We start from the raw sequence: 14,512 nt of genomic DNA, 5'->3' as shown, positions 1-14,512 counted from the left end.
TCTCCATCATTTTTATCTCTTCATCTGAATCATGAATTTGTAGCGGTCTGCGCGATAAACTGACTTTACTAACTCAACAGGAGTCCCGTCCTTTAAGTAAGTGTTTCGCTGTATGAGCATGACAGGTGCGCCTTTGCTGATTTTAAGCAGTTTTGCTTCATTTTGATTCGCAATCGAAGACTCGATCATCTGGGAGGCGCTGTCGATTTTTAAATGCAACTGCCCTTCAATATAGGCATATAACGATTGATTGACAATCTGTTCTGTAAGTCCTTTAATAAGATTGGCTGAAATGTAGTTCGTTTCATACGCCATGGGAACACCATCTGCCAAACGAATCCTTTTGATTTCATATACTGGAGCAAACTCTGAAATCGAAAGCTGACCGGCAACTTGTTTAGATGCCGGAATTACTTCAAAATGAATTAACTGACTCCCCGGAATCATTCCTCGTGTCTTCATATCCTCGGTAAAACTGGTTAATCCTTGCAGGGGCTGCTCGATTTTCCGCTCCGCAACAAAGGTTCCCTTTCCTTGCAAGCGATATAAATAGCCATCATTGACGAGCTGCGTAAAGGCCTGCCTCACCGTCATTCGGCTGATTTTATACTTTTCAGCGTATTCCCGTTCTGGAGGAAGGGCATCTCCCGGCAGTAGTTCCCCTTTTTCAATTAACTCTTTAATATGCTCTTCCAATTGATAATAAATGGGAATGGGGGAGTTCTTATTAATCATTTTGCCATTAACACCTTTCTCTCTTTACTCGGGACATTTGGATGTCCTAATGCCTTCCTTTAACAAGGAAGCTTTAAACCCGCAACAGCCGCTTTATCTGCAATTATTGTAACATAAGGATGTTTTTTCAGAGCAGAGGCTGGAAAACTTTCTGTTAATTCCCCATTCAACAGCTTAAACATGGCATCATTCTTGGATTCTCCAGAAACTAAAAGTAAAATTTCCTTGCTTCTTAATATGGAAGCAATCCCCATGGTAATGGCTTTGGTTGGTACTTCCTCTATATTGTTAAAAAATCTGGCGTTAGCTTGAATGGTTGACGGCGCTAACTGAACGACATGCGTGTTGGAACGAAATGAGGTTCCTGGTTCATTAAAGCCGATATGACCGTTTTGGCCAATTCCCAACAGTTGTAAATCAATCCCGCCATGTTTTTCGATTAAATCGTCATAATAAAGACATTCAGCTTGCATATCTTTAACAATCCCGCGCGGAATAAAGGTTTTACTATCATGGATATTGATATGGTTGAACAATTGCTCATTCATGAAATAACGATAGCTGTTTTTATTGTCGCCGGATAGCCCTATATATTCATCCAAATTAAACGTTGTAACATGTTGATAGGAAGTTCCGTTCTTCCGATGATCAGCAATTAAATTTTTGTAGGTTCCAACAGGAGTACCGCCTGTAGCTAGACCAAGCTTTATTTTTGGATTATTTATAACTTTTTCGATGATATATTCTGCCGCTTTCAGACTCATTTCGTTATAATCTTTGACTTCAATAATTTTCATTTTGTTTCTGCCTCCTTTTTAAAAGCAACTGCTCCCCGGCAAAGAGTCATGAAGACTTCCATATTGTTATCAAGAATGACGATGTCGGCATCTTTTCCTGCCGCAATGCTGCCTTTCTTGTCATATATATTTAGCTGTTTTGCCGGATTCACGGAAGCCATTTGAACAGCCTCTTCAAGGGTACAGCCTGTAAATGAAAGGACATTTTTTACTGCATGTCCCAATTTCAAAATACTGCCGGCCAGAGTGCCATCCGCAAGTGTAGCTTTGCCATCTTTCACGGTCACCTCTTGGCCGCCAAGGTCATAATGGCCATTTTTTAAGCATTTAGCCCGCATCGAGTCAGTAATTAAAATAATTCCTTCACTCTGTTTTTGTTTAAAGGCAAGTTTGACCATTTCCGGATGAACATGCACCCCATCAACAATCATCTCTGCCTTTAACTCATCATGCAGAAATGTTGCACCCACTATGCCAGGTTCACGATGATGTAGGCCTCTCATTTGATTGAATAAATGTGTTACATGATTGACACCGGCTTTTACTGCTTCCCCTACCTCTTCAAAGGTGGCATCCGAATGTCCGATGGAAGCAATAATACCGTTTTCCCTTAAATAACGAACCATCTCTAAACCGCCTGGCCGCTCGGGAGCTAAGGTGACAAGTTTTATCATTCCATTGGATTGTTCTTGCCACTCTCTTAATAATGAGAGATTTGGATCTATGATGTATTGGGTAGGCTGTGCTCCTGCCCGGCTAGCATTGACAAACGGCCCTTCCAAATGGATCCCAAGAATTTCTGCCTGGCCTTTATCCGGTTGATTGGAAATATAATCACCAGCATTGATAACGGCTTTTTCAATTTGTTCTGGTTCCTGAGTCATGGTGGTGGCTAAGAAGCTTGTTGTTCCTTCACCAGGCAAAGACGACGCCATGTTGTCCAAGGCTTCTTTTGTTGCATCCATCGTATCGGCACCGTTCACTCCATGGATATGGACATCAATGAATCCCGGTACCGCAATATAATTGGCTGGAACCTCAATTATTTCAAAGTTTTCTTCATTGGAAAGATCCTCTAATCTCCCAACTTCGATGATGTGGTTATTTTCAATTTTTATATATCCTTTTTCAATAATGCGATCTTCTGTATAGATTTTTATATCTTTAATTAAGATAAGATTATCTATTGGGTTCATTTTCATTACTTCCTTTCAGATTCTCACTTAATATTAGCATTACTTTTTTCTAGTTGTCTATACCAATTTTTATTAAGGAAATAAACCAGAACGTACCCATCCTTTATAAACATTGATTTATCAAGTATTTTAATAATTTTAAAAAATAACACTTTTAAATTGGTATAGACATCTATAATCAACCGGTGGTATATTTGTACACGAAAAGCGCTTTCAGCTAAGATTATCTTTTGACAAAAGGAGAGAAAACATCATGTTAGGCTTTTTACAACGAATTGGTAAAGCACTCATGCTCCCTATCGCCGTATTGCCGGCAGCGGGATTGCTGCTCCGTTTTGGGCAGCCGGATTTATTGGATATACCGTTCATTGCAAATGCAGGGAATGCCATCTTTGCTAACCTTGCTTTGATATTTGCGATTGGGGTCGCAATGGGATTTGCTAAAGATAATAACGGCGCCGCAGCATTGGCTGGTGCCATTGGGTATTTAGTTTTAACAGAAGGAACAAAAGCAATCGATAAAACCATAAATATGGGTGTCCTTGGAGGGATTCTCACAGGGATTATCGCGGGACTGCTTTACAATCGCTACCGTGATGTGAAGCTTCCTGAGTGGTTAGGATTCTTTAGTGGCAGACGTTTTGTTCCGATTATTACATCCGTAGCGATGGTCATTTTAGCGGGAATTGCTGGGTTTGTTTGGCCGCCGATCCAGGATGCGATTAATGGCGTGGGCAACTGGATTATTGGCTTAGGCGCTGTTGGTTCCGGTATTTTCGGATTCTTAAACCGCCTGCTTATTCCTTTAGGTTTGCACCATGTATTAAATAGCTTATTCTGGTTCCAGTTTGGCGAGTTTCAAGGCAAGGCCGGGGATATTGCCCGCTTCTTCGCAGGCGACCCAACAGCTGGGGGATACATGACCGGATTCTTCCCAATTATGATGTTTGGACTTCCTGCAGCAGCATTTGCCATTATTGCTGCGGCTAAACCGGAAAAGCGAAAAGCAACTTCCGGGATGTTTATCGGCCTGGCGTTGACTTCATTCTTAACTGGTATTACCGAACCAATAGAATTTTCTTTCATGTTTATCGCACCACTTCTTTACGGAATTCACGCTGTCTTAACAGGGTTGTCCATGTGGATTACTTCCCTTTTAGGAATTAGGGATGGGTTTACTTTTTCAGCAGGTGCGATCGACTATTTGTTAAATTTCAATATCGCTGAAAAACCTATCTTGTTATTAGTTGTCGGCCTTGTTTATGCTGTTATTTATTTCGCCATTTTCTATTTCTTAATTAAGGCACTTGATATTAAAACACCAGGACGTGAGGACGAAGCTGCGGAAGAAATTTCAGAAGCCCCAACTGTCACAACTGCTCGCGGCGACAAATATGAAACAATGGCCTACCATTTCATCAATGATATCGGCGGCCGCGAAAACATTACAACGATTGATAACTGTACAACCCGCCTCCGCTTAAATGTGAAGGATATGGATAAAGTTAACGATTCTGCCTTGAAGGTGCATGGTGCTAAAGGGATCATGAAATTGAATAAAACGAACCTTCAGGTTGTTGTCGGCACCGAGGTTGAATTTGTGGCTGATGCCATGAAGAAAATGGATATGAATGTGGTAAATATCGATAAAAACGTTGATGATAATACACCAGTAGTTTCAAACGGTCACCAGCCGCTGACTGATAAAGACTTTGTGATGCCAATTGAAGGGGAAATCATCCCGCTATCCGAGGTTCCTGATCAGGTATTCTCGCAAAAAATGATGGGTGACGGCTTTGGCATTGTGCCTGCCAACGGGGTTGTTGTTTCACCTGTAGACGGGAAAATCATGAATGTGTTTCCAACCAAACATGCGATTGGCATCAAATCGAAGCAAGGTTATGAAATCCTTATTCATGTCGGTTTAGACACGGTAAATTTAAAAGGTGAAGGATTTAACGTACTAGTTCACGAGGGCCAGCAAGTAGTAAATGGTCAAGAGATTCTGAAGTTTGATTTGGATTTTGTTAAGAAATCCGTACCATCTGTTGTAACACCAGTTATCTTTACAAATTTAACAAAATTAAATGTGAAGAAGCTTGGAAAAGCAGAACAAGGTAAGAGCGGGATCTTATCAATTGAATAGAAAATAAAAGGCTGTCGAAAAACTTTCGATGGCTTTTTATTTTTGGCTTTTCAATATATTGATTTCTCGATTCTTTTTAAAAAGTTCGGATGATGGCGGCCCATCTTATCCCCTCATTCTATTAAGCCCCTCATGAGGATATGAAGGACATAATCGAAGCAATCTTAGAGGGAAATGTCCTCGCATTACCACTTATTTGGATATACTTTCCGATTTGGTGTGGTTACTTTCCAAATGGGGAGAAATACTTGCCATATTCATGATTTTATTTACACTTTTTAGCCATATACTTACCGGAATACCTGATTTACTTTCCAAACTTATTTTTCAGGGGGAATTCACCTCAAAAAGCCAGGCGGTGAGCCTCGCTCAGGTAACATATGAGATCTTAAAAATACCTTTTTAAAATTTAATCGCTTGATTTGAGGATATACTAGCCAACTTGTGACTTTTACTCGCCCAAATCAAGATTTTACTCGCCAACCCCTAACTCCTTTAAATAAAAAATTGCCGAGAAAAATCTCGACAATCTGAATCGCCAGCCCAAACCTATCGATTTCTATCATCGATATGTCTTGCTATATAAAGTATATTTTTTAACTTTATCCATGCTAACTTCATATCCCATTCCAGGTGTAGTTGGTACGGTGATCGTTCCATTTTCAGCAATGACCTCCGGCTCAATGATATCTTCTGCCCAGTAAAGGGATGAACCGGCTGTATCCCCAGGAAGGGTAAATCCAGGCATGGAGGTCATAGCGATATTGTGGGCCCTGCCGACACCTGCTTCGAGCATACCGCCGCACCAAAGCGGGACATTCCGCTCTAGGCAGTAGTCATGGATTTTCTTAGCCTCCGTTAAACCGCCGACACGGCCGACCTTTACATTAATAATTTTACAGCTTCCTAATTTCAAAGCCTTCTTTGTATCCTCGAGTGAATGGATGCTTTCATCAAGGCAAATTGGCGTTTTTAAGTTGGCCTGCAATTCAGCATGGTCAATAATATCATTGTACGCCAAAGGCTGCTCAATCATCATAAGATTATAGTCATCCAGAGCTTTTAGTAAATTCATATCCTCTAATGTGTAAGCGGAATTCGCGTCCGCCATGAGCGGGATCTCCGGGAAAACTTTACGAACCTTATCAATTAATTCAACATCCCAGCCCGGCTTAATTTTTAACTTAAAGCGTTTGTAGCCTTCCGCACGCCGCTGTTCAATGACATCCAATGTTGCCTCAATGGAATCCTTGATGCCGATACTCACGCCCACATCGATTGTTTTTTTCGTTCCTCCGAGCACACTTGCCAGCGATGCATTTTGCTCTCTAGCATATAAATCCCAAACAGCCATATTCAAGCATGCCTTCGCCATATAGTTACCACGAATATGAGCAAATTTCTCAGAAAGTTCATCTGGATGGTGAATTTCACTATTTAATAAAATCGGAATCAGAAAATCCTCCAGCATGTGCCAGTTGGTTTTGACTGTTTCTTCATTATAATAAGGAGTCGGCATAGCCACATTCTCAGCCCAGCCAACAAGCCCATCCTCATTCATGATTTCAACAAGGATAAAATCTTTATCATACTCAGCCCCGAAACTTGTTACAAATGGATAAAGAAGATCCATTTTTAAATGACGCAGGATTACTTGTTTTATTTTCACCTAGTGCCCCTCCTCCATTGATATGTATATCCTTCATTATTTCATAATTTTTCAAAAAGCCAAACCGCCGGAATCCGGCAGTTTGGCAAGCAAATTTATTCGCGGCTGAAATCACACTCTTGAAGTGGAACCATTTTCGATTTCTTCGTGATTTTATAACTTAAATAACCCAGGATAAATAATGGCAATCCAATGTAGGAAACAGCAATTCCATACCAGTCAATCTTGTCGCCAATAAAGGCGCCATAGTTGGTGCCGAGCATCGCGACTAAACATAATGCTGTCGCCAAAATTGGGCCTAATGGGAACCATTTGGCGATATAAGGCAAGTCTTTCATATCTCTGCCTTGGGCTTTATAAGCTTTTCTAAACCGGTAGTGAGTTATGGAAATAGCTAACCATGAAAGATATCCTGCCAAACCTGCAGCATTTAATAACCAATTATAAACCGTTCCGTCGCCAAACAGGGACGTAAGGAAGCATAACATTCCGACTAACGTAGTCAAATAAATGGCGTTAACCGGTACGCCGCCTTTATTTACTTTTTTCAAAAATTTTGGTGCTTTGCCTTCCTCAGCAAGCGTCCAAAGGACACGAGAGCCTACATATAAAGAAGAATTTCCTGCTGATAAAACTGAAGTTAGAATAACAGCATTCATAGCCGCAGCAGCAAACGCAAATCCAGCGTGTTTAAACACTAGTGTAAACGGACTGACTGCAATATTTTCCAAATCGCCGCCTAATAAATTTGGATCTTTGTAACTGATTAAAGCACCAATAACAAAAATCGCGAGAACATAGAACAAAAGAATCCGCCAAAAGATTTGTTTGATGGAACGCGGCATATCTCTTTCCGGATTTTCACTTTCACCCGCAGCAACACCGACCATTTCCGTTCCTTGGAAGGCAAAACCGACTACCATGAAAACACTGAAGATGGCAAACAGGCCGCCTTTAAATGGTGCTTCCCCTTTTGTGAAGTTTTCAAATCCGCCAGTATGACCGCTCATGATTCCAAAAATCATTAATAAACCAATGGCGATGAATACAATAATCGTGACAACCTTGATTAGTGAAAACCAGAATTCTGCTTCTCCATATCCTTTAACAGATAAAATATTTAAGGCAAAAATAATAGCTAGAAAACTTGCACTCCATACGATTCCCGGTGTATTAGGAAACCAGTATTTCATGATTAATGCAGAGGCAGATAACTCCAAGGCAAGAATGATTGCGTTATTGTACCAATAGTTCCAGCCGACCGCAAAGCCAAGAGCGGGGTCCACAAACCTTGCTGAATAGGTCGAAAACGATCCGGAAATCGGAATAAGGGCTGCCATTTCAGCCAAGCTGGTCATTAGGAAATAAACCATAATTCCAGCAATCATATAGGCTGCAAGCGCACCGCCAGGACCAGCATCATGTATGGTTGCACCACTTGCTAGGAACAGGCCGGTACCAATCGTCCCGCCGATGGCAATCATCGTTAAATGTCTGGTTTTGAGCTTACGTTCTAAATGTTCTTTTCCTCGGGGTGAAGTTTGAACAACAGCATCTACTTTACGAGCAGTATTTTGCATAAAACACCTCTTTTTTTAGTATTCTTCTAAAGCAAGCATTATGGTTCTTGTTAAGATTTTCGCTCCATAATGCAGTGCATCTAATTGAAAAGTCATCTTTGGATGATGCAGGCCGGGAGCAAGGCCACAGCCCAATCCAATCATTGTAGCAGGAAGCCCTGGATTTTTCACTGTGTAAAAATGGAAGTCCTCACCCCCTTGAGAAACACAGACAGGCACAACCTGATGTTCCCCGAGAATATCCTTGATAGCGTTTTCAGCAAACTTCATAGCTTGATCATTCTTAATAGCTGCAGGAACATACTCTTCCATCTTCCACTGAACAAAAGCACCTGTTTCCTCCATTACTTGCTCCATGATTTCATGAGTCCGTTGTGTTAGTATATCCATAACCTCATTGGACTGGGCTCTGGCATCAATGGTAAAGCCCGCCGTTTCCGGAATTACATTAGATGATTCGTTATCAGTGTGAAGCTGTGTCATTTTGATGGAATAAGGCAGCTTTGTTTCAATCTTAATCTCCTTAAGCTTCTGGACTATCAGCGCCGCAGCTTCAATGACATTGATCCCGTCTTGCGGACGTGCCGCATGGGCTTGTCTGCCTTTAATCGTCCCTTTCACTGTCCCCGCAGAACCGTGGATAATCACAGGTGATGCATGCGAATAAGGAACCTCAAATTGCGGGCGCAGGTGAACGCCAAATAACAATTTAACCTGTTCCAGTGCACCGTCCTCCATCATCTGAAGGGCACCTTCTCCTTTTTCTTCAGCAGGCTGAAAAATAAATCTTAGCGTATGCTTCGGTTTCATACCACTCGCAGCTAACGCCAAGGCAGAATAAAGAACCATCGTACTATGGGCATCATGTCCGCATGAATGATTGGCCTTTACCACACCATCCACTTCCTGCAGAAGCGCGTCCAGATCTGCTCTTAAAGCGATTATTTCGTCCGATTGTCCGGGAATCTCGGCGACAATTCCGTAATGAGTAGGAAACGTCTTGACGAGAAGGCCTGCATTTTTCAGGCGGTTCACTAAATATTGTGATGTTTTTTGCTCTTCCCAGCTCGGCTCCGCCACTATATGTAAATCGTGATAGGTTTGAACTAGTAATTCTTTGTTCTGTTCAATATAATCTATTGGATTCATGATCGACATCTCATTTCTCATTTCTGTTTCTGCTCGTGAATTATTCACTAAAAACATTAAAATTTGAATACATTTCTTCCAATTTTTGCTGATGGGCCCGAATCCGCTCCTGGTCTTTTTCATGAATGCCTTCAATAATTAAATCAACTAAGCTAATGACCGATGCAATCGAATTGCTTCCCGTCTGGACATTTTCTTCAGTGGTCAAGACAATATCGGAAATTCTTCCAATTGGGGAAAGCATCCGGTCTGTCACCGTAATTAAGCATATTCCTTTTTCCGCCACATACTCAGCCAACTTTATGGTTTGAGTGGAGTACCTTGAGAAGGAAAATACGACAACAACAGAATCTTTGGTCAGATTAGATAATTTCTCGATAAAATCCCCTGTTGGAGAGCATAAGTTTACATGGTCTCTAATTGAACCAAGCATATAGGAAAACCAATAGGCCGCAGCATGGGAAAGCATATGCCCGGCGATTAACACTTGATCTGCCTTTATAAGCGCATCAACCGCTTTCCAAATCTCCTGGACATTTCTTCTATTAATCAATTGTTTTAAAATCTGAATCTCGTTTAAGATGACTCTCTTAAAAGGGTCACTAGAGCCAATCGGCATAATGGTCTGCTCGCCAATGGCAGCTTGATTTTCGCGGAGCAGCTCTTCTTGAATGACAGCCTGCATCTCACTAAAGCTTTCAAAGCCCAATGCATATGAAAGGCGAATCACTGTGGTTTCACTCACTGCTGCTTGACGGCCGATTTGAAAGGCCGTTTTAAAGGCAGCTTGGTTAAGATGTTCAATCAGGTAGTTAGCCACTTTTTTTTGACCTGTCGACAAATCAGGGAATTTTTCTTTAAGCCTTTGTTGAAATGATTGTGAGTCCATTTCATCACCTCACTGGAAAATGAAGGTAATCCTTCATTTATATTATTTGTTGCAGGAAATCCTTTATTTAAGATTACACTATCACAAATTCGTCAAAATTCAAAGAAGAATTTCAATTGTTTAGATAATTCAAAAACCCACAATATCTCGTTGCATAACAAAAGGCAGGTGTCTGGCACCTGCCTTTTGTTATGCAAATACTTCGTTCTCCTCTTTTTGGAAGAAACTTTTCATCGCGTGGAATACGTCTGCTTTCTGCTTGAGGATATAGTGGCGGAAATGCTCATCTTTGATGTTTTTGTAGGCGGACATTAGAGTAGAGTGACGGTTGTATTGATTAACTTCTCCATAGCCAAACATATTGGATACTTTCATTAATTCCTCCACCAGCTTTACGCAGCGCGCGTTATCTGATGTGAGATTATCTCCGTCTGAAAAGTGGAATGGATAAATATTATATTTGCGTGGATTGTATTTCGTTTCAATAATCTCAAGAGCTTTCCTGTATGCAGAGGAGCAGATTGTACCGCCGCTTTCCCCTTTTGAGAAGAAGTCTTCCTCAGATACCACCTTCGCCTCGGTATGGTGGGCAATAAATTCAATTTCAACCGTTTCATATTTTGTCCGTAAGAAACGGGTCATCCAGAAGAAGAAACTGCGTGCCATATACTTTTCCCATATTCCCATCGATCCGCTTGTATCCATCATCGCTAGCACCACAGCCTTAGAATCCGGCTTCACCACTTCATTCCAAGTTTTAAATTTCAGATCTTCCTTATAAATAGGATGGAATGCCGGTTTCCCGCTCATCGCATTTCTCTTAAAAGCAGTCATCATCGTCCGCTTTTTATCGATATTGCCCATCAGCCCTGTTTTTCGGATATCGTTGAATTCAATATTTTCAACGAGATGTTCCTGGTCTTCTTTTTTCTTTAAATTAGGCAGCTCCAATTGCTTGAAAAGGGCTTCTTCAAGCTCCATTAGAGAAACCTCCGCCTCGAAATAGTCCTCTCCCGCTTGGTCTCCGGCACCCTGCCCTTTGCCTGGACCTTTTTGGCCACTGTTTGATCCGTCACGCGCCACAACGTCCCCTACTTGACTCTCACCGTCACCTTGGCCCACGTGTTTGTTTTTATCATAATTATATCGAATTTTATATTCGTCCAAAGAACGTATCGGAATTTTTACCACATCTCGACCGTTAGACATGATAATACTCTCTTCTGTAATAAGATCTGGTAAATTATTGCGAATAGCCTCTTGGACTTTTTCTTGATGGCGCTGCTGGTCATCGTGGCCTTTACGGTGGAGGGACCAATCTTCTTTCGAAATCACAAATTGATGGTTATTGACTGACATTGAAAACCCCTCCTTAATGAAATCTTTCAATTAATCACACATTTTTATCAAATAACATACAATAACGCGAATGAAAAAATGAAGAGAAATATGGATTACTTTATCCTATGCAGAAAAGGAGAATAATTTACAAATTATTTTGACAATTGGTTCATTCGCCTATGAAAATGGACGAGCTACTTGTTCCCATCGTCTTCTCTGGGACTTTTCTATGAAGTGAAAAAAACAGACTGGCAGAATAACATCCACCAGTCTTTTACCCCTACCTATTTAACAAACTGCCGACATACCGTAATAGTTCATTTGCGGATGTTGAATTGTAGCCATGCTCATCAATCAAGCGGGCAACAACCTCGTTAATTTTCTTCAGCTGCTGCTCATCCGGCGTTTTGGTTGAAGTCGTAATCTTCACGACATCCTTCAGGTCGGCAAACAGCTTCTTCTGGATCGCTTCACGGAGACGGTCATGGGAATTATAATCGAACCGTTTCCCCTTCCTTGCAAAAGCAGAAATACGAATTAAGATTTCCTCACGGAAGGCCTTCTTTGCATTCTCCGAAATGCCAATTTGTTCTTCAATCGAACGCATCAGCTTTTCATCCGGATTGATTTCTTCCCCGGTTAATGGATCGCGCAGCTTGGCTTTGTTGCAATAAGCCTCGACGTTGTCGAGATAATTATCCATCAGCGTTTTCGCAGACTCTTCATAAGAATAAACGAATGCTTTTTGAACTTCCTTCTTCGCAATATTATCATACTCTTTACGTGCTAAAGAGATATAATTCATATATCGCTCGCGCAGTTCAGCGGTAATCGATGGATGCTGGTCAAGACCATCCTTTAATGACCTTAACACATCCAAGGCATTTATTGATGGCACTTCTTTTCTTATAATGGTGGAGGAAATTCGGTTGATGACGTAACGAGGGTCAATTCCGCTCATTCCTTCATCCGGATATTCCTTCTTAAGTTCATCCACATCGGCGGAATTAAAGCCTTCGACACTTTGGCCGTCGTAAAGGCGCATTTTCTTAATGAGATCAATATCGCCTTTTTTCGGTTCCTTTAATCGGGTAAGAATCGTAAACATGGATGCTACCTTTAACGTATGCGGTGCAATATGAACATCGGAAACATCACTTTCGCGGATCATTTTTTCATAAATACGCTCTTCCTGGGAAGCCTTTAAGTTATACGGAATTGGCATGACGATAATCCGTGAATGCAAGGCCTCGTTTTTCTTGTTCGAGATGAAGGAGCGGTATTCGGTTTCGTTAGTATGGGCGACAATAAGCTCATCGGCACTGATGAGCGCAAATCTTCCCGCTTTGAAATTCCCCTCTTGTGTTAACGATAATAAATGCCAGAGGAATTTCTCATCACATTTCAGCATTTCCTGGAATTCCATCATCCCGCGGTTAGCCTTATTTAATTCCCCATCAAAACGGTAAGCACGCGGGTCAGACTCTGAACCAAATTCAGCGATTGTTGAAAAATCAATGCTTCCTGTTAAGTCGGCAATATCCTGAGACTTTGGATCAGATGGACTGAAGGTTCCAATCCCGGTTCGCTTATCTTCGGAGAAAAAGATTCTTTCTACCTGAACATCTTCAATCCGGCCGCCGTACTCCTGCTCCAAACGCATCATATTGAGCGGCGATAGATTTCCTTCAATCCTGATTCCATATTCATCAAAGAAATCCTGCCGTAGATGATGAGGAATTAAATGGAGCGGATCCTCATGCATCGGGCAGCCTTTAATGGCAAATACCGAACCGCGATCGCTATGGGAGTATTTTTCTAATCCTCTTTTTAACATCGTTACAAGAGTAGATTTTCCTCCACTTACCGGTCCCATTAACAGTAAGATCCGTTTCCTGACATCGAGCCTTTTGGCAGCTGGATGGAAGTATTCCTCCACCAATCGCTCTAAGGCTTCTTCCAAACCGAATAACTCATTGCTAAAGAAATTATATTTCTTCGTCCCGCTAACTTCTTCAATTCCTGCATCCTTAATCATATTATAAACTCGAGAATGCGCAGACTGTGCAACCCATGGCTTTTCCTTTAACAATTCCAAATAATCAGCAAACGTTCCTTCCCAGCGAAGTTTCTCTTCTTCTTCTCGGTACCTCTCGATTTTTTTTAGAATGTCCATAAGGCCCTCCCCCTGTAGTTGATCAGAGACGATTAATATACTCTATGCACCTTAACAATCGAACATGCGTAACCAAGACGTATTACTCTTTTCTTTTTCTTTTTTTTCATGAACTTGCCCTTTTCATTTTTAGAAGTTAGGCTATAATAATTATATGTGTATAAAATGAAAACTTGATTAAAGAAGGGGGATATACATAATGGGTACTTTTCTAATCATTTTAGTTATGATCGCATTTTTGTCAGCTATTTTCACTGCAGGATTCAACGATAAACCAGGCTCGAATAAATAAAAAAGACTGCTGCGGCAGTCTTTTTTTTTATTTAAGGTTTGGATAAATTTGCTGGCGCAGTGCTTCATAAATGAGGATCGCTGCGGTATTGGACAGATTTAATGAACGAACCTTGTCATTCATCGGAATCCTTAAGGTTGCGTCCTTATTTTTTTCAATGACCTCTTTTGGGAGACCGATTGTTTCACTGCCAAAAATAAAATAATAATCTTTAGTGGTGTCGCTATAGTCAAAGGTTGTATGCGGCTTCGTTCCGAATTTCGTTACATAATAAAATTCGCCGCAGGCATTTTTTTCATAAAATTCATCTAAAGAATCGTAGTAAACCATGTTAACAAATCCCCAATAGTCTAGCCCCGCTCTTTTCAGCATTTTGTCTTCTAAAGAAAAACCTAATGGCCCGATTAAGTGTAAGTTAGTATTGGTGGCAGCACAACTGCGTGCAATATTCCCGGTGTTGGATGGGTTTTCTGGCTGGTATAGGACAACGTGCACTGACATGAATTTCACCTCTTAAAAAAACTCTAAAAGGTATTATACCA

Annotated in this window: 11 protein-coding genes; 1 reads left to right on the top strand and 10 read right to left on the bottom strand. The window is 41.1% G+C overall.

Going from position 1 to position 14,512, the window contains the following annotated elements:
* Positions 1 to 12: 12 nt before the first annotated feature.
* The 3 genes from ACZ5B7_RS07370 to nagA are packed head-to-tail and all read right to left on the bottom strand — an operon-like array spanning position 13 to position 2,728.
* The gene (locus tag ACZ5B7_RS07370; RefSeq protein WP_464493273.1) at positions 13 to 735 is read right to left on the bottom strand and encodes a GntR family transcriptional regulator; all 723 of its coding nucleotides are present in this window, start codon (positions 733 to 735) and stop codon (positions 13 to 15) included.
* A 59-nt stretch (positions 736 to 794) separates the two neighbouring features.
* Positions 795 to 1,532: a glucosamine-6-phosphate deaminase gene (gene nagB, locus ACZ5B7_RS07365; RefSeq protein WP_213141167.1), complete on the bottom strand. Its 738-nt coding sequence runs from the start codon at positions 1,530 to 1,532 to the stop codon at positions 795 to 797.
* Complete coding sequence (nagA, locus tag ACZ5B7_RS07360) at positions 1,529 to 2,728, bottom strand: N-acetylglucosamine-6-phosphate deacetylase (RefSeq protein ID WP_464493272.1); 1,200 nt, start codon at positions 2,726 to 2,728, stop codon at positions 1,529 to 1,531. The genes nagB and nagA overlap by 4 nt, the downstream gene beginning before the upstream one ends.
* A gap of 253 nt (positions 2,729 to 2,981) precedes the next feature.
* Between nagA and nagE the strand changes: the two genes are divergently transcribed.
* Positions 2,982 to 4,874 (top strand): N-acetylglucosamine-specific PTS transporter subunit IIBC, encoded by a 1,893-nt coding sequence (gene nagE / locus ACZ5B7_RS07355; protein ID WP_464493271.1) that lies wholly within the window; start codon positions 2,982 to 2,984, stop codon positions 4,872 to 4,874.
* Positions 4,875 to 5,436: 562 nt separating this feature from the next.
* Here nagE and menC read toward each other — a convergent pair.
* The 7 genes from menC to trmL form a co-directional block, all read right to left on the bottom strand.
* Complete coding sequence (gene menC / locus ACZ5B7_RS07350; RefSeq protein ID WP_464493270.1) at positions 5,437 to 6,543, bottom strand: o-succinylbenzoate synthase; 1,107 nt, start codon at positions 6,541 to 6,543, stop codon at positions 5,437 to 5,439.
* Positions 6,544 to 6,638: 95 nt separating this feature from the next.
* Positions 6,639 to 8,123: an amino acid permease gene (locus ACZ5B7_RS07345; protein WP_464493269.1), complete on the bottom strand. Its 1,485-nt coding sequence runs from the start codon at positions 8,121 to 8,123 to the stop codon at positions 6,639 to 6,641.
* Positions 8,124 to 8,138: 15 nt separating this feature from the next.
* The gene (locus ACZ5B7_RS07340; RefSeq protein WP_464493268.1) at positions 8,139 to 9,293 is read right to left on the bottom strand and encodes an amidohydrolase; all 1,155 of its coding nucleotides are present in this window, start codon (positions 9,291 to 9,293) and stop codon (positions 8,139 to 8,141) included.
* Between the two features lie 19 nt (positions 9,294 to 9,312).
* Positions 9,313 to 10,161 carry a MurR/RpiR family transcriptional regulator gene (locus tag ACZ5B7_RS07335; protein ID WP_464493267.1) on the bottom strand — a complete coding sequence of 283 codons (849 nt, stop codon included), beginning with the start codon at positions 10,159 to 10,161 and terminating at the stop codon, positions 9,313 to 9,315.
* 189 nt (positions 10,162 to 10,350) lie between these two features.
* A complete protein-coding gene (yhbH, locus tag ACZ5B7_RS07330; protein ID WP_213116799.1) occupies positions 10,351 to 11,520 on the bottom strand; it encodes a sporulation protein YhbH in 1,170 nt (389 codons plus the stop codon).
* 262 nt (positions 11,521 to 11,782) lie between these two features.
* On the bottom strand, positions 11,783 to 13,678 hold the full coding sequence (locus tag ACZ5B7_RS07325; protein WP_423801349.1) for a PrkA family serine protein kinase: 1,896 nt from the start codon (positions 13,676 to 13,678) through the stop codon (positions 11,783 to 11,785).
* Positions 13,679 to 13,997: 319 nt separating this feature from the next.
* Entirely contained in the window at positions 13,998 to 14,471 is a 474-nt protein-coding gene (gene trmL / locus ACZ5B7_RS07320; RefSeq protein WP_464493266.1) for a tRNA (uridine(34)/cytosine(34)/5-carboxymethylaminomethyluridine(34)-2'-O)-methyltransferase TrmL, read from the bottom strand.
* Positions 14,472 to 14,512: the final 41 nt, after the last annotated feature.

This window comes from Neobacillus sp. S1115, assembly GCF_055385565.1.
This window is presented reverse-complemented; position numbering and strand designations above follow the sequence as displayed.

What these genes read in the sequence shown, in the direction of transcription:
- nagA (WP_464493272.1), bottom strand. Translation starts at nt 2,728, where the DNA reads ATGAACCCAATAGATAATCTTATCTTAATTAAAGATATAAAAATCTAT.
- trmL (WP_464493266.1), bottom strand. Translation starts at nt 14,471, where the DNA reads ATGTCAGTGCACGTTGTCCTATACCAGCCAGAAAACCCATCCAACACC.
- ACZ5B7_RS07345 (WP_464493269.1), bottom strand. Translation starts at nt 8,123, where the DNA reads ATGCAAAATACTGCTCGTAAAGTAGATGCTGTTGTTCAAACTTCACCC.
- nagE (WP_464493271.1), top strand. Translation starts at nt 2,982, where the DNA reads ATGTTAGGCTTTTTACAACGAATTGGTAAAGCACTCATGCTCCCTATC.
- ACZ5B7_RS07340 (WP_464493268.1), bottom strand. Translation starts at nt 9,293, where the DNA reads ATGAGAAATGAGATGTCGATCATGAATCCAATAGATTATATTGAACAG.
- ACZ5B7_RS07325 (WP_423801349.1), bottom strand. Translation starts at nt 13,678, where the DNA reads ATGGACATTCTAAAAAAAATCGAGAGGTACCGAGAAGAAGAAGAGAAA.
- ACZ5B7_RS07370 (WP_464493273.1), bottom strand. Translation starts at nt 735, where the DNA reads ATGATTAATAAGAACTCCCCCATTCCCATTTATTATCAATTGGAAGAG.
- yhbH (WP_213116799.1), bottom strand. Translation starts at nt 11,520, where the DNA reads ATGTCAGTCAATAACCATCAATTTGTGATTTCGAAAGAAGATTGGTCC.
- nagB (WP_213141167.1), bottom strand. Translation starts at nt 1,532, where the DNA reads ATGAAAATTATTGAAGTCAAAGATTATAACGAAATGAGTCTGAAAGCG.
- ACZ5B7_RS07335 (WP_464493267.1), bottom strand. Translation starts at nt 10,161, where the DNA reads ATGGACTCACAATCATTTCAACAAAGGCTTAAAGAAAAATTCCCTGAT.